This window comes from Vibrio tarriae (assembly GCF_002216685.1).
Taxonomy (GTDB): domain Bacteria; phylum Pseudomonadota; class Gammaproteobacteria; order Enterobacterales; family Vibrionaceae; genus Vibrio; species Vibrio tarriae.
Window position 1 is genome coordinate 1,197,442 of sequence record NZ_CP022353.1, and the last position, 20,199, is coordinate 1,217,640.

Sequence of the window (20,199 nt, forward strand, 5' to 3'; positions counted from 1 at the left end):
AAGGAGAGGAATGATGAAATGGCTATGGCAGCTCGCCTTAATAGGTTTATTGGTACTATCACCTTTTAGATTCAGTGCTGCGGCTTCGGAGCCGTCTGGCATTGCACGGTCAGATGTAAACCAAGAATATCAATCTCTGATCTCACTCTTTTTCGCGGCAGCAAGAGCGGGAAATAACGAAGTCGTGAATGAATTTCTTTCTGCTGGCTTCCCGATTAATCAACGAAACGCGGAAAGCTATACCGCATTAATGGTTGCCGCCTACCAAGGCAACGCGCAAACCGTGGAACTCTTACTGCGCTTCGGAGCGAATGCTTGTTTGCAAGATAAACGTGGCAATACTGCTTTAATGGGGGCGTTAATAAAGCGGGAGATCCAAATCGCGAGAGCGTTATACCAAGCCGAGTGTGCGGATGACCTTCGCAATAAAGCGGGACTCTCGGTGCAAGAGTTTGCTGAGTTGTACGGACAATCTGAAACGTTAAAAGCACTACATCAAGAAAAATTGGCCGTGCAGCCTCATACTCAATCATTCAACTAATCTAGTTTGGATTACTCTCAGAAGCTCAATTACTCAGCTTTAGGCAGCGAAGCGGATTCGCAAAATTGTCATTCAAACGACCTCGATAATCCCTTGACCTCATTAGGGGAATGCTTCATAAAGCACCCCTGATACGCGATTTATCGAGGCTCTGAATATGTCCATCCCAACTCAAATTACCTTTTTTGAATTTTTGACCCCCTTGGTGGCTTCTGGCCAGAAGACCATCACCATCCGTGATAAATCGGAGAGCCATTACGTGCCCGGCACTCGCGTTGAAGTGTTCACTTTAGAAACCCATCGTAAAGTGTGTGAGATAGATATTCTGGCTGTTGAACCGCTCAAGTTTGATGAGATCAACGAGTTTCACGCTGAGCAAGAAGAGATAGAATTACCCAAACTCAAGGCATTGATACAAGAGATTTACCCCAATATCGATGAGCTGTATGTCATTACTTATCAACTAGCGAAGTAATCGAGCGCAAGAATCATGGTGAAATAAGCATGTCGAATAAACACCAAGGCTTAAAAGCGGTCGCGATTTTAGAGTCGACCAAAGGGATCGTGTCCCTATTGTTGGGGTTAGGGCTGCACCATGTTGCCGGCGATAGCCTACAGCAGTTGTTGCAAGATCTGTTGCAGCACTTGCACCTCAATCCTGCCAGTTATTGGCCAGAGAAATTACTGCATCAAGCGGGGCTTCTCACCCATTTCAATTTCAACTGGGTGGCCGCAGGTGCGCTAGTGTATGGTGCGATCCGTTTGATTGAAGCTTATGGTCTTTGGCACAACTTATTGTGGACGGAGTGGTTTGCACTGCTCAGCGGAGCCATCTATCTGCCATTTGAAGTGTATGAGTTGTTTACCCATCCTGGTGTATTCAGTATTGCGGCTCTGCTTATCAACCTAGTTATTGTGCTTTATATGTATCGGATTATCCGCAGTAAAGTGCCGCAAAGGTAAGATGCAAACGGCATGGCGCTCCTATAGACTAGCGTCGCCGTAGTTTGGGACGGTTATCCAAAGAGGACAGAGTAAAAATGAATCCGATTGTGGTCAGTGTCGGTTTGCTGATTTGCAGCAATGTGTTTATGACTTTTGCTTGGTACGCGCATCTTAAAGAGTTGAATAACAAACCTTGGATTATTGCGGCGTTGGTGAGCTGGGGCATTGCGCTGTTTGAATACTTACTGCAAGTACCAGCCAATCGAATTGGCTATACCGCGCTGAATGTTGGGCAACTTAAAATTTTGCAAGAAGTGATCACCTTAATGGTGTTTGTACCTTTCTCAGTCTTCTATCTGCGTGAGCCATTAAAGCTCGATTACTTGTGGGCTGGGCTTTGTCTGGTGGGGGCGGTCTACTTCGCGTTTCGCAGCAAGTTTGCTTAGTGGAGAATGAACACCATTAAACACGTGGCTTTCTGGCTTGCTTTTGTCGCACTACCCAAAGAATAAACCGATAAATCTGTTTGCCCAATTGTCCGAGCTTAGATCGAGGTGCTTGGCTGTAGGTCATTAAAGCGACACCGAGCATCGCAATCGAGAATTGAATATACCAAGGTGAATTGGAGTCTATCCAATGTCTCGATTGGTAATAAGAGCCGTTATCCCGTAAGCCCAGTAGAGATAGGGTGATGAGAGCAAGAAAAATCGCTGCTCCCCATAAGAAAGGACGTCTCTTTTTAATGAACTTTAAGCTTAGTTTCATGATGACTCCGCTACCAACCCAGATCCCCAAGCCAATATTGGCTTGGGGTATATTACAGACATTCAGTGTTATGAGTTCATTCTTGCCACAGGATTTGGACTGATGACTCATCATCAATCGCATGCTTGATTGGTGCAGTCTTCCGCGTTTTACAACAGTGGTTTATTGATGAATAAATCATCAGGGAAGCGTTTTAGAGCATGTTGAATTAAGCGTTCTATGACTCGCATATTCTTGCGGAGTTCTACCAAATTCCGCTTTGAATGCTGAACTGAAACTGCTCACACTCAAATATCCTAAATCATGTGCAACCGCCGTTGTGCTACCTCCTTGATGTAGCTTTTCTAAGGCGTTGAGTAACCTAAAACGTTGACGCCACTGGCGATAAGTTAAGCCAGTTTCGGATTTGAATAGCCTTTCTATAGTGCGGATGCTTGCTCCGCCAATTTCGGCGAGCTCCACAAGCGAAAAGTTGGCTTGAGGCTCGCGAATTAAACGCTGGATCACTCGGCTTAGCCGTGGATCCGAACCAGCAGGCAAGTGAGTATCGACACTGGCTAGCCGTTCTAGCTCATCAATCGCAACTAGCCCGAGGCGATGTAAAGGCTCAGGCCTGTGGGGTTGAACATTCTCCGTGAGGCGGAGGATGATTTCACGCATCAGTGAGCTCATGGACACCATTACTACTTTTTCATCTTGTGCACGAACGATAAAGCTTGGATCAATATACAAGTTACGAGTGTGAGCTAAGGTTTCGCACACCACTTGATGGGGAAGGCCGCTAGGGATCCAAACCGCATGTGTGGACGGAACCACCCAAACCGCAGTGTCACTTCGCACACGTAGCACCCCTTTTGCTGCCCAAAGCAACTGAGAACGTGGATGAGAGTGCGGCTCAATGCCAGTTTCAGCCTGCATATCTCGTGCGTGAGTAAGCACAGGTTTGCTCGGATCGAGGATAAATGGAGCATAACTAGGGGTAAATAATGTCGTTTTGGAGATAGGCTTTGGCATATCACTACCTTAATGCGCCATTCAAGGTGGAGTATAGTAGGAGGCATATGTTCATTAAGCAACCAATTCATAAGGAGATCATTATGCAAGGTGATTTCAGCTTTAAAAAAATCCCATTGTATTTTGGGTTATCTGCCGTATTGTTGCTGGGTATTTTTCCGTTGAGTACTTATCCTGCACACTTTTCTTACAGCGCTGCTGTGGTATTGCTTACCCTGATCTTGTGGATCACCGGATTTGTACCGCCATTTATGGCTGGCCTAATTTTTTTCGCATTCAGTACGATTTTTCATTTGCTTGATCCGCAGCTGCTTTTTTCTGGATTCGGCTCAACAGCAGTATGGCTGATCATCTCTGGTTTTGTGATTGGCAGTGCGATTTCCGTTTCAGGGTTTAGCCAACGTCTCGCCTCGTCTATAGCACCGGCTTTGACGACCAGCTACCCAAAATTAATTGCGGGTTTAGTCGCCAGCGCGGCTTTGCTTGGGCTTGTGATGCCTTCCTCGGTGGGCAGAGCGGTGATATTGGTGCCGATTGGGATGGCGTTAGCCGATCAGGTAGGGTTGGCTCGAGGCAGTAACGGTCGAATTGGCGTTGCAACCGCGTTAGCCTTGTCCTGTAACATGCCCAGTTTTGCGGTATTGCCTTCCAACATTCCGAACATGATTTTATCAGGGGCCAGTGAGCAGTTATTTGGCATCCGCTTTGGATACACAGAATATCTGCTGTTACATTTCCCCATTTTAGGTTTCATCAAATCGGTTTTGATTGTGCTGTTAGTCTTGTGGGTATTTCCAGATCATCTGAATAGTCAACCTTCGCGAGTCAAGGAGCAAGCGGTCAATGATGCGGTGAAACAGCGAAAAGTGGCGTTATTGCTTGGCATAACCTTACTACTTTGGGTAACAGATGGCTTACACGGTATCAATCCAGCTTGGATTGGCTTAGTCACAGCCATCATTTTACTCTTACCGAAATGGGGAGTTTTAGACGCGAAAAGTTTTAACAGTTCGGTCGATTTTTCCAGTGTGATTTTTGTCGCGGCCGCCCTTGGCTTAGGTGCCTTGGTCAATAGCTCTGGGTTGGGATCGGAACTAGGTAAAGGGCTAAGTCAAATGTTGCCTACGGATGGTAACTCACCATTTCAAAGTTTTATGGCCTTGTCATGGATTGCGACCTTAACTGGCCTAGTGGCAACCGTGCCCGGAGTACCGACTGTATTAACGCCAATGGCAGCGGATTTTGCGCAAGCCACCGGTTTTTCACTGCCCGCGGTATTGATGACCCAAGTGATAGGTTTCTCAACGGTTATTTTTCCTTATCAGGTAGCGCCCTTGCTGGTGGCGATGCAGCTTGCGCAAGAGCCCTTAGCCAAGGTATTGAAGATCACCTTGCCGTTAGCGGCGATCACGTTATTGCTGTTGATGCCACTCGATTATCTCTGGTGGCAATGGCTGGGTTGGATTGGTGAGTAGAGCCTTGCTCTTTCATAGATTTCGCCCCTCGATGAGGGGCGAATTGTTTTATGGCTAAGGTTTTATGGCTAGTGTTTATTGGGCAATCCCGCCTTGCGTGAGTTTTTTCGGGTCAAGCAGAGATTCCAGCGTGGCGCGATCCAGATCCGTCTCTTCCGCGGCGACATCCAAAATCGCGCGGCCCTGCTGGTAGGCTTTTTTGGCAATATCCGCCGCTTTCAGATAACCAATCACAGGGTTTAGGGCGGTGACGAGAATGGGGTTCTTTGCCAAGGCTTTTTCCAGATTGTTGTGCCGCACTTTAAAGGTCGCGATGGCTTTATCGGCGAGCGCATAGCTGGCATTGGTCAATAACTCAATGGATTCCAATAGGTTGTGCGCAATGACTGGCAACATCACATTCAGTTGGAAATTACCGGATTGGCCAGCCACGGTAATCGTCGTGTCATTACCAATCACTTGCGCAGCGACCATAGTCACGGCTTCTGGGATCACAGGGTTGACTTTCCCCGGCATAATTGAGGAGCCCGGTTGTAAGCCTTGCAGCTCAATTTCCCCTAAACCGGCCAAGGGGCCAGAGTTCATCCAGCGCAAATCATTAGCGATTTTCATCAGCGCGACCGCGGCGGTTTTCAGCTGACCAGAAAGGCCGACTACGCAGTCTTGGCTGCTTAGGTTATAGAAAAAATTGTCGCTGGGCTGAAAAGCCACATGACTTAGTTGGCTCAGGTTATCGGCAAAAATTCGCGCAAAGCGCGGATCCGCATTAATGCCGGTGCCGACTGCTGTGCCGCCTTGCGCCAAGGCTTTGATGGGGGAAAGCGCATGGCTGATGCCTTGCGCGGCGTGGTCGATTTGGCTTTTCCATCCGCCCAGTTCTTGTGCGAAAGTCACGGGCATCGCATCCATCAAATGAGTGCGGCCAGTTTTGACCAAATCAGCCAACTCTAACTGTTTATCCGCGAGAGTTTGACTTAAATGCGACAACGCGGGGAGCAGTTGCTGCTCGATATTGATGGCCGCACTGACTTGGATTGCTGTTGGGATCACATCATTACTGCTTTGTCCCATGTTGACATGATCGTTTGGACTCACCGCATAGCCCAATTCACGCGAGGCGAGGGTGGCAATCACCTCATTGGCGTTCATATTGGAGCTGGTGCCTGAACCTGTCTGGAAAACATCAATCGGGAACTGTTCGGCATACTGACCATCAATCACCGCTTGCGATGCATTGGCAATCGCTTGGGCGATGTCCCCTTCTAAATGACCTAACTGCGCATTGGTCATCGCCGCCGCTTGTTTAATGTAGGCGAGGGCAGCAATAAACAAGCTAGGCATGGTGTAGCGGCTTAACGTAAAGTTATCTACGGCACGTTGAGTTTGTGCTTGATAAAACGCATCAGCAGGGACTTTTACTTCACCCATGCTGTCTTTTTCAATTCGGTATTCGCGAGTCATAACAGATCCTTTTGGTTAATCAAGCGGGGCTTGAATCCGTTGTAATTGTTGTTTGAGTTGGCGTAAACGCAGTTCACCGTTATCCACTTGTTGATAACATTTGTTGAGCTCCATCAAGAGGATATAGATGGAATCAAGGCAGACTCGGCGGAAAATGCGGCTACGTGTAGGGTCTTGAATGGCATCTAAAAAATGGAAGTAGATTTGGCGTAGAAACAGTTCACACAGTAGGAAGTTTTGCTCTTTTGCACCTTGGTAATGGTGTGAGGCGAGTAAGCGCGCGCAATGAATGTAATCATAGATCACTTCGGGTTCAAAAACGCTCTCCACCTCATACGCTAGAAATCGATCCTGCGCCTTAAAAAAGGCGTTGTATAACCACGTTCTGTTTTCCATATCTCCCCCTTCTTTTTTAAATGATAATTATTATCGCATTACTGATGATTGCAACCGACTTTTGCGTTTATGGACGAAAAAAGCAGCCCAACCCGAACAGGAATGACGAATTGTGTATAAAAATCCTTGGACGGTTTGAACGCTCCCTTAAGGCGTTATTTCTTATGCTTATCAGGTAATGTTTTGTCATTATTTCTCTGAGTTTAGATACACATTTTCTCTCGGTTTCCTTCATCAAAATTGATACAAATCAAATTTGTCTGGCACGGGCAATTTGCGCTGCGCGGACTAAACCAATCCAGTGCTAATGACGTATGAGTCACTAAAGATGGTCGTTAGTGTTAACCCCATCACTGGTTTGTTTCATTTTTTGAGGAAAAGAGATGTTAGATACCCTCATGCTGTCGCGGATCCAATTCGCTGCCAATATCAGCTTTCATATACTGTTTCCCACCATAACCATTGCGTTGGGTTGGATATTGGTGTTTTTCAAATGGCGTTATTTACGAACACAAGTCAGTGAATGGCTCGATCTCTACTATTTCTGGGTAAAAGTGTTTGCGCTGACTTTTGCTCTTGGGGTGGTGTCGGGCATTACCATGAGTTTTCAATTTGGCACTAACTGGCCGGGCTTTATGGAGCGGGTGGGCAATGTGGCAGGTCCCTTACTTGGCTATGAAGTGATGACCGCCTTCTTTATGGAAGCGACGTTTCTTGGCGTGATGCTGTTTGGCCGAGGGCGAGTACCGGAATGGTTGCATACCTTATCGACTGTGCTGGTGGCTGTGGGCACCAGTTTATCTGCGTTTTGGATTCTGGTGCTCAACAGTTGGATGCACACTCCAGCCGGTTATGAAGTGATTGATGGCGTGGTGCATGTCACCAGTTGGAAGGAGGTGATTTTTAACCCCTCGATGCCATATCGCTTAGCGCATACTTTGCTGGCATCGGCATTGACGGCAAGTTTTTTGATTGCCGGGATCAGTGCTTATCAAGTGCTGCGTAATGCTAAGCATCAAGACGCCAAAATGGGCTTAAAAGTGGCCGTGAGTGTGGCCGCGTTAGCGATTCCTGTGCAGATCTTGGTAGGGGATTTACATGGCCTCAACACCTTAGAACATCAACCAGCGAAAATCGCGGCGATGGAGGGCGTATGGCAGACCGAGCGTGGCGCACCGTTACTGCTGTTTGCTCTGCCAAATGAAGAGACTCGCAGCAATGATTTTGCTCTTGGTATTCCGAATTTGGCCAGCTTGATTTTAACCCATGATATGAACGGGGAAATTGTTGGACTTGATGCCTTCGCGCCAGATCATCCCCCCGTCGCACCGCTGTTTTTTGGTTTTCGCGTCATGGTGGGAGTGGGTGTGCTGATGCTATTGGTCAGTTGGTTTGGCGCTTGGCGTGTATGGCGTAACAAACCGCTGCCCAAACCCTATATGTATGCCTTAATCGGCATGACCTTTTCGGGTTGGGTCGCCACGATTGCGGGCTGGTATGTCACGGAAATTGGTCGCCAGCCTTGGCTGGTGAGTGGCGTATTGCGTACCGCTGAAGCCGTGACCCCCGTAGCCAGTAGCTCGGTTGGGATCTCGCTGACGCTTTATCTCATCACTTATGTTGTGTTGTTGGTCGCTTATGTTCACACCCTGTTTTACCTTGCGCGTAAAACCGGACACGCACCGCAAGTTTCACCAAGCTCTACAAAGGCCGCGTTATGATGCAGTATTTGCCAGAAATTTATTTGTTGTTGTTGGGTTTCACCGTGTTTATGTACGCGGTGTTGGATGGTTATGACTTGGGCGTGGGCATTTTACTGCCGCGTAATGATGTGGCGCAGCGCGATCGAATGATCGCCTCGATTGGTCCATTTTGGGATGCCAATGAAACTTGGTTAGTGTTGGCGGTCGGTATCTTGCTGATTGCCTTTCCTACGGCACATAGCCTGATATTTACTGAGCTTTATCTGCCGACTGCATTGATGTTAATCGCGCTCATCATGCGTGGAGTCGCGTTTGATTTTCGGGCAAAAGCCAAAGCCGACCACAAAGATCATTGGGATCTCTGCTTTAAAATCGGCTCTCTGCTGGCCGCGCTTACCCAAGGCTATATGATTGGCCGCTATGTCGTCGGATTTGAATCTGCGCCTGAAGCTTATGCTTTTGCGGTGCTGAGTGCACTCTGTGTGGCCGCCGCCTATGTGTATATTGGTGGCGCTTGGTTGGTGCTCAAAACCGAAGGGGAGCTGCAAGTGCGTGCCGCGCGTTGGTCGCGTAAAGCGGGGTGGCTGGCAGCGTTAGGGGTGCTGTCGGTGAGTTTGGTCAACCCATGGGTGAATTCTGCAGTCGCAGAACGTTGGTTTAGTTTTCCTGAGGTGATCCTACTTGCGCCGATCCCTATTATCGTTTTTGCCACGATTTTAGTGGTGGATCGCTATCTCAAACGCGTACCGACGGTGAATGATGCGGGTGTGCAATGGCCTTTCTTTGGTGTGGTGCTGATTTTTGGATTGAGTTTCCTCGGGCTCGCGTACAGCTTCTTTCCTGAGATCGTCCCCGGAATCATGACTGCGCAGCAGGCGGCGTCATCACCTGAAACCTTGATGGTGGTGGGGATTGGTGTGGTGATCGTCATGCCAACCATTCTGCTGTACACCTTTTTTGTGTATCGGATTTTCAAAGGCAAAGCGACCGATCTAAGCTATCTGTGACCTTTACTACACTTGAATCCAAACAAACGGCGCATCATTAGGTTGTAGTTAAGCCGTGGGCTCATCACTGACGACGATAATGGTCCGATCTTCACGGTGCAGTTCATTGAGCAGCGCTTCAATAACCAATTAGAGACGGGATTCAGTCTAAGGATGATAAGTAAAATTCAAAAAACGTTGTTTTTTAACATGTGAAGGGAAAAATAAAAAGCCCTGTCCATGCTGTATGAACAGGGCTTACTTCGTGAAAATAGAAGAGATAGAGAAGGTCGTCTAATTAGTGATCAATCATATCTGCGAGAATCATCGCCGCGTGAGTTTCAACTGCTCCCGAATCGAAACCGTACATGTGACCGTATTTGTTCGCTAGTACGGTATGCACATTGTTAGTGATTTCATCTTGCCAGCGTTTGAACCAAACGAAGTGGTTGCCATCACTCAACACTGGGGTGTAGGGTACCACTTCTAGCTGCTTGCCTACTTCAGTTCTGATGTCAGCAATATATTCCAGCAGATCTTTTACATCCTGTTTTGAACCAATGTTGCCATGGCCACCGTTAATAAAGTCCCACTGTTTGATAAGCGGTTTGCTCAGAAGGCTCTGTAGATCTTCCTCGTAACCGTGGAAATGCTCTGCGCCCGCGAAATTGTAAAACGGCAGTTGATCGGGGTTAATCATGTCCGCGAAATGCAGCACGCGATCGCTTGGGATCAGAATCATGGTGTTATCTGGTGTATGGCCAGAGCCTTCTGGTGCCATCATCTGGATTTTCATTGAGCCAAATTTAACCGTTTGAGGCTTCTTTAAGTCGTATATGTCATTCGGTGCTGGAACTTTCGGGTTTTTCACACCGTTTTCGCCTACTTCGGCGTGTTGGTTGATCTTGTCTGCAACATTTTGGCTAGCAATAACACGAACTTTATCTATTTTTGGATAATGTTTCTTAATTAAGTCAACCAGTTGATGACCGCCGCCCACATGATCTAGGTGGTAGTGCGAATACATAATGGTAGTAATCGGCTTATTGGTGATGGATTGCACCCCTTTAAAAAGCGCATCAATGCGGCCATCGCCGAGTGGATCAATCAGCAATACTGAGTCTTCGTTAACCACAATGGTAGCGTTGTAATAATTGACCCCGATCCAGTAGGTATTTTTGCCCAATTTTTGAACGGTGGCTTGGTTGTTATCAAACTGGCGCTCATACAAATTGTTGATTTTTTGACCGACTTTGAGCGTTTGAGTCGCGGAGGGTTCAACCTCGGTTTGTGTGATTGGCGCTTTCTCACCATGGAAAAAGATCGCGCGTTGATTATCGTGGTTATGACCACTAGCACTGACATTAAACGCAAATAGGGCAGCTGCAATAGGTACTAAGGTTAGGGTGGATAGTTTCATTTTTCTCTCCTCAATCAGGTGAGGAGAAAGATAAGGGAGAAACAAACATATCAAAAATGCATGCTTGTTATAGTATGTATATCATTTATGCACGAAATTATTAGGTGATGAGATGGTCGCCCCCGAAATCAATTTGCGCAGCATTGATTTAAATTTATTAACGATTTTAGAAAAGTTATTGATTCATAAGCACATTAGCCAAGCCGCTCAGGCATTAAATATGAGTCAACCCGCCGTCAGCCGTGCTCTGATGCGCTTACGCGCTCAATTTGGTGATCCGCTGCTGGTCAAAGTAAAAAATGAATACCGTTTAACCGCAAAAGGTGAGCGCCTTTACCGTGAGCTAGAAAGCTCATTAAATACGATTCGAAAAATTTTGGTGGATGATGAGTTTGATCCTTTACGCTATTCCGGTGTTTTCACCATTGGTGCGTTGGATTTTGAAATGATGATGATTGTGCCGAAATTATTGGCACGCTTTCAGCAGCGTGCACCGAATTTGAAGTTACAAATCGTACCGTATAACGCTTATATGCCGCTGCATGATTACTTGGAAAAAGTAGCCGACTTACTGTTGTATTCGACGGATGAATCCCCGACCAATGTGTTTAAACAGCGATTATTCAATGACAACTATGCTGTGGTGATGTGTAGAAATCATCCGTTAGCCAATCAACCGATGACATTGGAAGGTTATTGCCAAAGTCGACATGTGATCATTTCGGGAAATGGTTTAGGTAAAACAGATATGGATCGCGAGCTCAAAAGATTAACTCAAGAGCGAGAAGTCGTTGCGTCATTGCCGCACTTTTCCATGGTGCCAGAGCTGCTTATGGATACCGATCTTATCGCGACTTTACCCAAACGTTTGGTCACTCACTTAGGCATGCGTTATAACATTGCGGTTGCTGACCTACCTTTTTACACAGCCGATTTTCAGGTTGAACAATTTTGGCATCTTATTCATCACAGCAACCCGATTCATCAATGGGTGAGACTGGAGATCAAAAATTTAGTCGATGAGGAGATTGATAAGAAATGCCCCCACTAAGCTGAAACAAAAGGCTGCTAATAGGCAGCCTTGAAAGGAATGAAAGATGGATTACACCAAATCAAATCGATCGGCATTCATTACTTTCGCCCAAGCAGCAACAAAGTAATTTTCCGTCTACCTGCAACTCCAATTGATTGGGTATATCAGGGTTTATTATGATTTTGCTTTTTATTGTGCAGAAATTGAACTCGAATGTAGGAATTGGACTCGATTAGCGACTTCTAAATGTTGAAAGATATTGATTGGAATATCTTTCAAAAACTGGGTGAGGTCCAGCTCAATTATAGCAGTGGCAAGGCCACGACATGGGTCAGGTATCGTGTTACCTAAAATCATGATTTTGGGTGTTCTCCCCTCCCAAATAAGCTTTGCTTCGTATTGAGGATTGTCGATTGCAACAGTGCAAATATTTACTTCTGAACGGAAAATTCCATCTTTAATCGTGTAGCCATCATAAAAAGTAAGAGGCAATATTGAGAATATAGGAGGAATAACATTTGATGATGTAGATGAATTAACTGGTGAAGTAGCAACAGGATTATGCTCACCAGGGAAAATAATGTTTGCATTTGCAGATATAGAAGAAAAAAGAGCTAATAAGCTGATGAGTTTGATAGGTTTCATGATATTTCCTTTTGTTGGGATTATTCTCACGTAAGAATCTATAACATCTGCTTATTTAATAAAATAATATTGTAAATTTTTTAGTAGATTATCACATTGGTTTTTGTAAATTAGGTTTAATATAATTAAAAGATTTATTTGTGACATGAAGTATACTTTTTACATTAAATAAAAAGGCTGCCTTGCAGGCAGCCTTTGAGCTTAAAATTATAAGTTTATTTATAAGCAATCAACATTAATAATTACGTAGCATAATTACGCGGTTAGCTAATTCTAATTGCTCCAAGATACGAGCCGGAACGTTGTCTAAAAACTGGGTAAGGTCCAGCTCCATGTTAGTAGTGAAAAGAGCACGACATGGAAAAGGATTTGTATTACCAACAATCATTAGCTTAGGTGTTTTCCCTTCCCAAATGATCTTAGCTTCATATTCAGGGTTATCGATAATAACCTCACAAGTATTTACATTTGACTGAAAAACTCCATCTTTGATGGTATAGCCATTATAAAGATCAAAAGGTGTTTTTGAAAACGTTGGGAAAGTGATTTCTGATGGTGTTGAAGAGTTACCTGGTGTGGTTGGAGCGTAACCATTTTCTCCTGGGAAAATAATAGTTGCATTTGCAGATATAGAAGAAACAAGAGCTAATAAGCTGAGCAGTTTTATAGGTTTCATAATATTTCCTTTTGTTTGGATTGTTGTTATGGAGCATAATTATATTATTTTCTGTTTTAACAAAACAATATTGCTGAATTTTTAGGAGATTATCACATTGGTTTTTATCAACTAAATAAAATGTAGTTAATAGTTTTCAATATTATTTAAGGTGTGTTTTTTATATTGAATATGTAAATGTAAGTAGGAGTGCAAGATGAAACTGTTCAGTTTTATTTAGTTACATATCGACATTTCATGTGGGAATTTTATAAGTGGCTAGAAAATGAACTCAATTAAATGCAGGATAATAATGCAAAATAATTGAGCTTAGGCGAAGTAAGAGAAAGAGGATCGTTAACTAAAAGAAAAGGCTGCCATTCGGCAGCCTTGAAAGGGATGGTGAGATGGATTACACCAGATCAAATCGATCCGCATTCATTACTTTGGTCCATGCGGCAACAAAGTCTTTGACGAATTTTTCTTTGTTGTCGTCCTGTGCGTACACTTCCGCATAAGCACGTAGGATGGAGTTAGAACCAAATACCAGATCAACACGAGTTGCAGTCCACTTCACTTTGCCGCTGTTACGTTCAACAATCTCGTAAGAGTTGCGACCGGTTGGTTTCCAGGTGTAACTCATGTCGGTTAGGTTAACGAAGAAATCGTTGGTCAACGCACCCACGCGGTCGGTAAACACGCCGTGTTGGCTGCCACCGTAGTTAGTGCCAAGCACACGCATGCCGCCAATTAGCACCGTCATTTCTGGAGCGGTGAGGCGCAGCAGTTGCGCTTTGTCGAGCAACATTTCTTCCGGTGTGACCACATAATGCTTTTTCTGCCAGTTACGGAAGCCATCCGCGAGAGGCTCAAGTACTTCAAACGACTCAACATCGGTTTGTTCGATTGTCGCATCGCCACGTCCCGGTGCGAACGGTACGGTCACATTCACGCCCGCGGCTTTGGCCGCTTGTTCAATACCTACGTTACCAGCCAGAACAATCGTATCGGCGATACTGATGCCTGATTCAGCGGCAATTTTCTCTAACACCGCCAGCACTTTGCCAAGACGCGCAGGTTCGTTACCTTCCCAATCTTTTTGCGGAGCGAGGCGAATACGCGCCCCGTTGGCACCACCACGTTTATCGGAACCACGGAAAGTACGAGCGCTATCCCAAGCAGTGCTGACCATTTCACTGATGCTTAGACCGCTCGCCGCGATTTTTGCTTTGACCGCATTGACATCATAGTCTTTACGACCTGCTGGAACAGGGTCTTGCCAGATCAACTCTTCTGCCGGAACATCTGGGCCGAAGTAGCGCGCTTTCGGTCCCATATCGCGGTGAGTGAGCTTAAACCAAGCTCGCGCAAACACTTCTGAGAAGTAAGCAGGGTCTTTGTAGAAGCGCTCTGAAATCTTGCGATATTCAGGATCCATTTTCAGAGCCATATCGGCATCGGTCATCATAGGGTTGTAGCGAATACTTGGGTCTTCCACATCAACCGGTTTGTCTTCCTCTTTGATGTTGACAGGTTCCCATTGCCATGCGCCCGCAGGGCTCTTAGTGAGCTGCCACTCATAAGTGAACAGTAGGTAGAAGAAACCGTTATCCCATTTGGTTGGGTGAGTGGTCCACGCACCTTCGATACCACTGGTGACGGTGTTTCGACCAATCCCACGGCTGGTGTGGTTGTTCCAACCTAAGCCTTGTTCGTGCAGTTCAGCGCCTTCAGGATCAGGGCCAAGGTTAGAAGCGTTACCATTACCGTGCGCTTTACCGACGGTATGGCCGCCCGCCGTCAGAGCAACGGTCTCTTCGTCATTCATTGCCATGCGAGCAAAAGTGACACGCATATCTTGCGCGGTTTTGAGTGGATCTGGGTTTCCATCCACACCTTCTGGGTTGACGTAGATAAGCCCCATCATGACGGCCGCGAGTGGGTTTTCGAGATCGCGCTGGCCGGAATAACGGCTATTTTCACCGCCAGATTTGGCAAGCCACTCTTTTTCAGAACCCCAGTAGATGTCTTTTTCTGGATGCCAGATGTCTTCGCGGCCAAAGGCAAAACCAAAGGTTTTGAGGCCCATCGATTCATAAGCCATGTTCCCCGCGAGGATCATCAAATCCGCCCAGCTGATTTTGTTACCGTACTTTTGTTTGATAGGCCACAGCAAACGGCGTGCTTTATCTAAGTTGGCGTTATCGGGCCATGAGTTAAGTGGGGCAAAACGTTGGTTACCGGTACCGCCGCCGCCACGACCATCGGCAATACGGTAAGTGCCCGCAGAGTGCCATGCCATACGAATCATCAAACCGCCATAGTGTCCCCAGTCAGCTGGCCACCACTCTTGGCTATTGGTCATTAACGCTTTCAGATCGCGCTTTAGCGCTTCTACATCAAGCTTTTTCAGCTCTTCGCGATAATTAAAATCAGCACCAAGTGGATTGGTTTTGCTGTCATGCTGATGAAGGATGTCGAGGTTTAGCGCTTTCGGCCACCAATCCATATTAGAGATGCCTGCCGAAGTTGCACCGCCGTGCATCACAGGACATTGGCCACTAGAACCTGTTTTATGGTTATCCATTATATTGCTCCTTGCCTAATTGTATGATCACTCGAAAGCAGAAAATCAGCTTGTATTCGAATGAGTTGAGATACTGTGTTGACGTTTAGAGTCTAGACACGGATCCCCACTAAGACTAATTAGAATTGCCGATACTTGTGATAGGTAATATTGACCGTTCTCATAATGAGGATATTTCACTCAGTAACCGATTTCTGAAACCGGTTACATTGTAAGAAAGTTTAAGTTATAGTGTCGGGAGTTTTATCGATCTGAGAATGAATTTCTAATTTTGTGATAGGGGTCATCAATGAGTAAGTCTGTTTTTCCTAACGATTTTTTGTGGGGTGGTGCGGTAGCGGCGCATCAAGTGGAAGGCGGTTGGGATCAAGGTGGTAAAGGCGTGAGCATTGTTGATGTGCTGACTCGCGGTGCGCACGAAGTGCCACGCCGTATTACCGATGGGGTTATGGAAGGCGAATTTTACCCAAACCATCAAGCGGTCGATTTTTATCATTACTATAAAGAAGATATCGCGCTGTTTGCTGAAATGGGTTTTAAGTGTTTCCGTACATCTATTGCGTGGACACGGATTTTCCCGAATGGCGATGAAGCCGAGCCCAATGAAGCCGGATTACAGTTTTATGATGATCTGTTTGATGAGCTGTTAAAGCATAAGATCGAACCTGTCATTACGTTGTCACATTTCGAAATGCCACTGCATCTGGTAAAGCAGTATGGCAGTTGGCTCAACCGCGATTTGATTGATCACTTCACCAAATTTGCGCAAGTGGTGATGACCCGTTACCAGCATAAGGTGAAATATTGGATCACCTTTAATGAAATCAATAACCAACGCAACTGGAAGCTGCCGATCTTTGGTTATTGCAACTCAGGTATGCTTTACGCTGAGCAAGACCACCCAGAACAAGCCATGTACCAAGTGCTACATCACCAATTTATTGCCAGCGCATTAGTGGTGAAACTGGGGCACGAGATCAATCCGGATTTTAAAATTGGCAGCATGATCCATATGATGCCGCTGTATCCTGCCACCTCACGTCCGGAAGATGTGTTGTTGGCACAAGAGTTGATGCGTGAGAAATATCTGTTCAGTGATGTACAGGTTCGTGGCTATTACCCCAGTTATCTGCGCAAAGAGTGGCAACGTAAAGGCATCGAGATTGAGATGCAAGCTGGTGATGAGCAGATCCTGCGCCAAGGCTGCGCCGATTACCTCGCCATCAGCTACTACATGACCAATATTGTCTCTGCCGCGCCAGAGCAAGAGGGTGAAACCACTTCTTTGTTTGAAACCAGCCGCTTAAACCCGTATCTTCCTGCGTCCGATTGGGGATGGCAGATTGATCCACAAGGTTTACGTTATGCGCTTTCTGAGCTGTATGAGCGTTACCAAAAACCGATTTTTGTGGTAGAAAATGGCCTCGGCGCGCTGGACACCGTCGAAGCGGATGGTTCAATCAACGATGATTACCGAATTCGCTACCTCTCTGAGCATATCGCGGCAGTCAAACAAGCGATCGACTACGACGGGGTTGAAGTGATGGGTTACACCCCTTGGGGCTGTATCGACTGTGTATCGTTCACCACTGGCGAGTACAAAAAACGCTACGGCTTTATCTATGTGGATAAGCACGATGATGGCAGTGGCACCATGGCGCGCGCTAAGAAAAAGAGCTTCTACTGGTATCAACAAGTGATCGCCAGTAACGGTGAAAAGCTTTAAATCGTGTCGGCGGCCTTTGGGTCGCCGCTTAATTTTTGCGGATTCAGTTTGAAGGATTGTTGATGGTAACCATAAACGATGTGTGTAAATTGGCGGGTGTCTCCAAAGCCACGGTATCACGAGTGCTGAATGAGACAGGTCAAGTCAAAGCACAAACGCGTGAAGCGATACTTGCCGCCATGCAGCAGCTCGGTTATCAGCCTAACAGTTTGGCGCAGGCGCTCGCCACCAATACTACCAATTCGATTGGCTTGGTGCTGCCGCATTTTGAGAGCAGCTATTTTGGTTCGATTTTGTTTGAAGCCGAACAAGGCGCGCAGAAAGCTGGGAAAAAAACTGCTGGTTGTGAACAGCAAAAACAGTGAGCAAGGCGAAAAAGAAGCGGTCGCCACATTAGCGGCGCAGCGTTGTGATGCGATCTTGCTGTACAGTCGTCATTTGGGTGAAGTGCAATTACTTGAATTACAGCAGCAATATCCGTCTCCCTTAGTGATCCTCAATCGCCGTTTACATCATCCGCAATTACACAGCTTTGGTCTCGATCAAACGCAAATTGCTCAGTTAGCGATGCAGCATTTGTTGAATTTAGGGCATCGTCATATCGCCTGTATTACATCGCCGCTGGTGAGCGAGACGGGAAAAATTCGTTATCAGGTGTATCAACAAGCGTTACATGAACAAGGGGTTGAGTTGAACTCGTCCTTGGTCATTGAAGGGGATAACACGCTGCTTGGTGGTTATCAGGCAATGCAACAACTGCTGCAACAAGGCATTTCCATGACGGCGGTTTTTGCCTGTAACGATGATATGGCGCTCGGCGCAATGCGTGCCATGCATGAACATGGCATTCATGTACCCAAGCAAGTTTCCATAATCGGGATTGATAATGAACCCGCGGCGGCTTTTGCTATCCCGAGTTTATCGAGCGTGAGTCTACCGATCGGCGAGTTAACTCAGCAAGCAATCAGTTTGGCTGTCGAGATTGCTAATAAAAAACCACAAGATGCACAGCACAGGCTCTATCAAGGGAGTTTGATCGCCCGTGAATCCACCATAGCGCTCAAACTATGAGTAAAACAGCAACTTGTCAGTAAAATTGCGGGGACAGAGCGCGATTTTACGCTTCATCTTGGCTATCCTGCTCCCCGATATAGATAAGTGAAGAGGCAACATGCTTCTTAGCGAATAACGTAAAAGAGAACACTATGACGATACATCGTATTAATCCAGGCACTCGTTGGTCTGATATCACCGTGTTTAACGGCATTGCCCATTTTGTTGAAGTCGCCGATAGCGACACGTCGGCCGATATGCAAGGCCAAGTTGAGCAGGTTCTCGCGCAAGCAGAGCGCCAATTGGCGAAGATTGGCAGCGATCGTTCACGCATCTTATCGGTGACGATTTATGTCACGGATTTTGCCGACCTCCCAGTGCTTAACCAAATTTGGGATGCTTGGTTTCCAGAAGGCTGCGCCCCAAGCCGAGCGTGCGTGAAAGCGGAGCTGGCTGACCCAGATTATAAAGTGGAAATGGCTTTTGTGGCGGCTGCGGGCGAGCAGTATCAATAAGGAAACACCGATGTTTATTGGTCATATCACGCAGCGCCAGTTTTGCGCTGCACTGTCACCTCAGTTACAACGGCTGATTGATAAAGTATTAGAGCGTGTCGCGACACCGTTACCGACGGGTAAACACGAGTTGCAGGGTGATTCGGCGTTTTTTCTGGTGATGGAAGATCATACCCAACCGCTCGCTCTGCGTCGTAGCGAGTGCCATGCTCGTTATTTGGATGTGCAGATTTTACTGCAAGGGCGTGAGCGCTTTGGTTACAGCCTAGCGCCGTTCAATGGCTTGGACGAAGATTTGCTGGCAACACGCGATGTGGCGTTCAGTGCACAACTTGTCGAAGAGCGCTTTGTCGATTTGGCGGCGGGAGATTTCATTGTGTTCTATCCCGGTCAACCGCATCGTCCACTGATTGCGGTAGAAGGTGAGGGTGAGCCTGTACGTAAAGTGGTGATCAAGGTTGATAAAGCTTTTTTTGAGTAAAAACTGAGTTGCTGAAGTGAAACCATAAAAAACGCCCATTTATATGGGCGTTTTGCTGAAGTCCGAAAGAAGAAATTAGCTGATAAAGCGCTCTGGGAAGTCGGAGAAAATGGCATCGACTTTGTCTAAATAGCGGAATTTATCCACTTGATTGAGGGTGTAACACCAAATCTGGTAGCCGCCATTTTTCAAATCGCGGACGTGTTTTTCTGTGATCCAGCGATAATTGAGGTGACAGCTAAACGCATTCACCTGTTTAAGCACTTGGCGATCCCGCTGAGTCAAACGCTCACTCAAAATGCCCAATTTGTAACCCGGACAATGCTGGTGCAGTTGCAAAATAATGTCGTGGCTAAAGCTCGACAGTAAGATTTTTTCGGCAACCAGTGGGCTCTGGTCTAGCTGTTCTTTTAAGTTTTGTACGACACTGGCCACATCGTGCTTGTCGACTTTAATTTCGATATTCAGCCCTAAATCGTGCTCTGCCGCAAGCTCAAGCAGCTCTTCCAGCGTCATGATGGTTTCGCCCGCAAAACGAGGATCAAACCAAGCACCGAAATCAAGCTGCTTGAGTTCGGCGAGTGTGTACTCATCAATGCGACCTTTGCCATTACTGCAACGGTCAATCGTATGGTCATGACACACAACCAGTACATTGTCTTTGGTCGGCTGCACATCCACTTCCACCCAAGATAAACCAAGGTTGATAGCGGCTTGTACACTGACACGGGTATTTTCTGGATACGTTCCAGCCACCCCACGGTGGCCGACGATGATTGAAGGCATCATGCTTCCTTA

The 20,199-nt window shown here is 46.4% G+C and carries 20 protein-coding genes and 1 pseudogene; 12 read left to right on the plus strand and 9 right to left on the minus strand.

Annotated elements, in window-relative coordinates; all coding sequences use genetic code 11:
- The first annotated feature begins 10 nt into the window (after positions 1 to 10).
- The 4 genes from CEQ48_RS11140 (at position 11) to CEQ48_RS11155 (ending at position 1,932) form a co-directional block, all read left to right on the plus strand.
- The gene (locus CEQ48_RS11140) at positions 11 to 541 is read left to right on the plus strand and encodes an ankyrin repeat domain-containing protein (protein ID WP_198301266.1); all 531 of its coding nucleotides are present in this window, start codon (positions 11 to 13) and stop codon (positions 539 to 541) included.
- Between the two features lie 157 nt (positions 542 to 698).
- On the plus strand, positions 699 to 1,016 hold the full coding sequence (yqfB, locus tag CEQ48_RS11145) for a N(4)-acetylcytidine aminohydrolase (protein ID WP_089071289.1): 318 nt from the start codon (positions 699 to 701) through the stop codon (positions 1,014 to 1,016).
- Positions 1,017 to 1,045: 29 nt separating this feature from the next.
- On the plus strand, positions 1,046 to 1,504 hold the full coding sequence (locus CEQ48_RS11150) for a DUF2127 domain-containing protein (protein WP_089071290.1): 459 nt from the start codon (positions 1,046 to 1,048) through the stop codon (positions 1,502 to 1,504).
- 77 nt (positions 1,505 to 1,581) lie between these two features.
- Entirely contained in the window at positions 1,582 to 1,932 is a 351-nt protein-coding gene (locus CEQ48_RS11155) for a DMT family protein (protein ID WP_001068360.1), read from the plus strand.
- Positions 1,933 to 1,948: 16 nt separating this feature from the next.
- Here the strand turns inward: CEQ48_RS11155 and CEQ48_RS11160 are convergent, their stop codons facing one another.
- Both CEQ48_RS11160 and CEQ48_RS11165 read right to left on the minus strand, forming a co-directional pair.
- Complete coding sequence (locus CEQ48_RS11160; RefSeq protein ID WP_113602654.1) at positions 1,949 to 2,251, minus strand: hypothetical protein; 303 nt, start codon at positions 2,249 to 2,251, stop codon at positions 1,949 to 1,951.
- A gap of 180 nt (positions 2,252 to 2,431) precedes the next feature.
- On the minus strand, positions 2,432 to 3,265 hold the full coding sequence (locus CEQ48_RS11165) for an AraC family transcriptional regulator (protein ID WP_089071292.1): 834 nt from the start codon (positions 3,263 to 3,265) through the stop codon (positions 2,432 to 2,434).
- 83 nt (positions 3,266 to 3,348) lie between these two features.
- Between CEQ48_RS11165 and CEQ48_RS11170 the strand changes: the two genes are divergently transcribed.
- A complete protein-coding gene (locus CEQ48_RS11170; protein WP_089071293.1) occupies positions 3,349 to 4,740 on the plus strand; it encodes an SLC13 family permease in 1,392 nt (463 codons plus the stop codon).
- Between the two features lie 75 nt (positions 4,741 to 4,815).
- On the opposite strand, the gene CEQ48_RS11175 is transcribed toward CEQ48_RS11170, so the two are convergent.
- Both CEQ48_RS11175 and CEQ48_RS11180 read right to left on the minus strand, forming a co-directional pair.
- Positions 4,816 to 6,201 carry a class II fumarate hydratase gene (locus CEQ48_RS11175; protein ID WP_089071294.1) on the minus strand — a complete coding sequence of 462 codons (1,386 nt, stop codon included), beginning with the start codon at positions 6,199 to 6,201 and terminating at the stop codon, positions 4,816 to 4,818.
- A 15-nt stretch (positions 6,202 to 6,216) separates the two neighbouring features.
- Positions 6,217 to 6,597, minus strand: coding sequence for a hypothetical protein (locus CEQ48_RS11180; protein WP_089071295.1), 381 nt, complete (start codon positions 6,595 to 6,597; stop codon positions 6,217 to 6,219).
- A gap of 383 nt (positions 6,598 to 6,980) precedes the next feature.
- On the opposite strand from CEQ48_RS11180, the gene CEQ48_RS11185 reads away from it, so the two are divergent.
- Both CEQ48_RS11185 and CEQ48_RS11190 read left to right on the plus strand, forming a co-directional pair.
- The gene (locus CEQ48_RS11185; protein ID WP_089071296.1) at positions 6,981 to 8,318 is read left to right on the plus strand and encodes a cytochrome ubiquinol oxidase subunit I; all 1,338 of its coding nucleotides are present in this window, start codon (positions 6,981 to 6,983) and stop codon (positions 8,316 to 8,318) included.
- Positions 8,315 to 9,307, plus strand: coding sequence for a cytochrome d ubiquinol oxidase subunit II (locus tag CEQ48_RS11190; RefSeq protein ID WP_000984103.1), 993 nt, complete (start codon positions 8,315 to 8,317; stop codon positions 9,305 to 9,307). The genes CEQ48_RS11185 and CEQ48_RS11190 overlap by 4 nt, the downstream gene beginning before the upstream one ends.
- 277 nt (positions 9,308 to 9,584) lie before the next feature.
- Here CEQ48_RS11190 and CEQ48_RS11195 read toward each other — a convergent pair whose 3' ends face one another.
- Complete coding sequence (locus CEQ48_RS11195) at positions 9,585 to 10,706, minus strand: VarG family subclass B1-like metallo-beta-lactamase (RefSeq protein ID WP_157724694.1); 1,122 nt, start codon at positions 10,704 to 10,706, stop codon at positions 9,585 to 9,587.
- A gap of 112 nt (positions 10,707 to 10,818) precedes the next feature.
- On the opposite strand from CEQ48_RS11195, the gene CEQ48_RS11200 reads away from it, so the two are divergent.
- Positions 10,819 to 11,757, plus strand: a complete 939-nt coding sequence (locus tag CEQ48_RS11200; RefSeq protein ID WP_089071298.1) for a LysR family transcriptional regulator — start codon at positions 10,819 to 10,821, stop codon at positions 11,755 to 11,757.
- Between the two features lie 171 nt (positions 11,758 to 11,928).
- Here the strand turns inward: CEQ48_RS11200 and CEQ48_RS11205 are convergent, their stop codons facing one another.
- From CEQ48_RS11205 to katG, 3 genes are all read right to left on the minus strand, one after another.
- Positions 11,929 to 12,384: a hypothetical protein gene (locus CEQ48_RS11205; protein ID WP_089071299.1), complete on the minus strand. Its 456-nt coding sequence runs from the start codon at positions 12,382 to 12,384 to the stop codon at positions 11,929 to 11,931.
- 235 nt (positions 12,385 to 12,619) lie between these two features.
- On the minus strand, positions 12,620 to 13,060 hold the full coding sequence (locus CEQ48_RS11210; RefSeq protein WP_089071300.1) for a hypothetical protein: 441 nt from the start codon (positions 13,058 to 13,060) through the stop codon (positions 12,620 to 12,622).
- 391 nt (positions 13,061 to 13,451) lie between these two features.
- Positions 13,452 to 15,626 (minus strand): catalase/peroxidase HPI, encoded by a 2,175-nt coding sequence (gene katG, locus CEQ48_RS11215; protein ID WP_089071301.1) that lies wholly within the window; start codon positions 15,624 to 15,626, stop codon positions 13,452 to 13,454.
- Between the two features lie 289 nt (positions 15,627 to 15,915).
- On the opposite strand from katG, the gene CEQ48_RS11220 reads away from it, so the two are divergent.
- The 4 genes and pseudogenes from CEQ48_RS11220 to CEQ48_RS11235 all read left to right on the plus strand — a co-directional run bounded on the left by CEQ48_RS11220 (position 15,916) and on the right by CEQ48_RS11235 (position 19,401).
- On the plus strand, positions 15,916 to 17,352 hold the full coding sequence (locus CEQ48_RS11220) for a 6-phospho-beta-glucosidase (protein WP_089071302.1): 1,437 nt from the start codon (positions 15,916 to 15,918) through the stop codon (positions 17,350 to 17,352).
- Positions 17,353 to 17,414: 62 nt separating this feature from the next.
- Positions 17,415 to 18,423: pseudogene (locus CEQ48_RS11225) on the plus strand (LacI family DNA-binding transcriptional regulator).
- Positions 18,424 to 18,557: 134 nt separating this feature from the next.
- Positions 18,558 to 18,920, plus strand: a complete 363-nt coding sequence (locus tag CEQ48_RS11230; protein WP_000152367.1) for a RidA family protein — start codon at positions 18,558 to 18,560, stop codon at positions 18,918 to 18,920.
- Positions 18,921 to 18,930: 10 nt separating this feature from the next.
- Positions 18,931 to 19,401: a NanQ anomerase/TabA/YiaL family protein gene (locus CEQ48_RS11235; protein ID WP_198301267.1), complete on the plus strand. Its 471-nt coding sequence runs from the start codon at positions 18,931 to 18,933 to the stop codon at positions 19,399 to 19,401.
- Positions 19,402 to 19,476: 75 nt separating this feature from the next.
- Here CEQ48_RS11235 and CEQ48_RS11240 read toward each other — a convergent pair whose 3' ends face one another.
- Positions 19,477 to 20,187 carry a glycerophosphoryl diester phosphodiesterase gene (locus CEQ48_RS11240; protein ID WP_181715149.1) on the minus strand — a complete coding sequence of 237 codons (711 nt, stop codon included), beginning with the start codon at positions 20,185 to 20,187 and terminating at the stop codon, positions 19,477 to 19,479.
- Positions 20,188 to 20,199: the final 12 nt, after the last annotated feature.

What these genes read in the sequence shown, in the direction of transcription:
- CEQ48_RS11140 (WP_198301266.1), top strand. Translation starts at nt 11, where the DNA reads ATGATGAAATGGCTATGGCAGCTCGCCTTAATAGGTTTATTGGTACTA.
- yqfB (WP_089071289.1), top strand. Translation starts at nt 699, where the DNA reads ATGTCCATCCCAACTCAAATTACCTTTTTTGAATTTTTGACCCCCTTG.
- CEQ48_RS11150 (WP_089071290.1), top strand. Translation starts at nt 1,046, where the DNA reads ATGTCGAATAAACACCAAGGCTTAAAAGCGGTCGCGATTTTAGAGTCG.
- CEQ48_RS11155 (WP_001068360.1), top strand. Translation starts at nt 1,582, where the DNA reads ATGAATCCGATTGTGGTCAGTGTCGGTTTGCTGATTTGCAGCAATGTG.
- CEQ48_RS11160 (WP_113602654.1), bottom strand. Translation starts at nt 2,251, where the DNA reads ATGAAACTAAGCTTAAAGTTCATTAAAAAGAGACGTCCTTTCTTATGG.
- CEQ48_RS11165 (WP_089071292.1), bottom strand. Translation starts at nt 3,265, where the DNA reads ATGCCAAAGCCTATCTCCAAAACGACATTATTTACCCCTAGTTATGCT.
- CEQ48_RS11170 (WP_089071293.1), top strand. Translation starts at nt 3,349, where the DNA reads ATGCAAGGTGATTTCAGCTTTAAAAAAATCCCATTGTATTTTGGGTTA.
- CEQ48_RS11175 (WP_089071294.1), bottom strand. Translation starts at nt 6,201, where the DNA reads ATGACTCGCGAATACCGAATTGAAAAAGACAGCATGGGTGAAGTAAAA.
- CEQ48_RS11180 (WP_089071295.1), bottom strand. Translation starts at nt 6,597, where the DNA reads ATGGAAAACAGAACGTGGTTATACAACGCCTTTTTTAAGGCGCAGGAT.
- CEQ48_RS11185 (WP_089071296.1), top strand. Translation starts at nt 6,981, where the DNA reads ATGTTAGATACCCTCATGCTGTCGCGGATCCAATTCGCTGCCAATATC.
- CEQ48_RS11190 (WP_000984103.1), top strand. Translation starts at nt 8,315, where the DNA reads ATGATGCAGTATTTGCCAGAAATTTATTTGTTGTTGTTGGGTTTCACC.
- CEQ48_RS11195 (WP_157724694.1), bottom strand. Translation starts at nt 10,706, where the DNA reads ATGAAACTATCCACCCTAACCTTAGTACCTATTGCAGCTGCCCTATTT.
- CEQ48_RS11200 (WP_089071298.1), top strand. Translation starts at nt 10,819, where the DNA reads ATGGTCGCCCCCGAAATCAATTTGCGCAGCATTGATTTAAATTTATTA.
- CEQ48_RS11205 (WP_089071299.1), bottom strand. Translation starts at nt 12,384, where the DNA reads ATGAAACCTATCAAACTCATCAGCTTATTAGCTCTTTTTTCTTCTATA.
- CEQ48_RS11210 (WP_089071300.1), bottom strand. Translation starts at nt 13,060, where the DNA reads ATGAAACCTATAAAACTGCTCAGCTTATTAGCTCTTGTTTCTTCTATA.
- katG (WP_089071301.1), bottom strand. Translation starts at nt 15,626, where the DNA reads ATGGATAACCATAAAACAGGTTCTAGTGGCCAATGTCCTGTGATGCAC.
- CEQ48_RS11220 (WP_089071302.1), top strand. Translation starts at nt 15,916, where the DNA reads ATGAGTAAGTCTGTTTTTCCTAACGATTTTTTGTGGGGTGGTGCGGTA.
- CEQ48_RS11230 (WP_000152367.1), top strand. Translation starts at nt 18,558, where the DNA reads ATGACGATACATCGTATTAATCCAGGCACTCGTTGGTCTGATATCACC.
- CEQ48_RS11235 (WP_198301267.1), top strand. Translation starts at nt 18,931, where the DNA reads ATGTTTATTGGTCATATCACGCAGCGCCAGTTTTGCGCTGCACTGTCA.
- CEQ48_RS11240 (WP_181715149.1), bottom strand. Translation starts at nt 20,187, where the DNA reads ATGCCTTCAATCATCGTCGGCCACCGTGGGGTGGCTGGAACGTATCCA.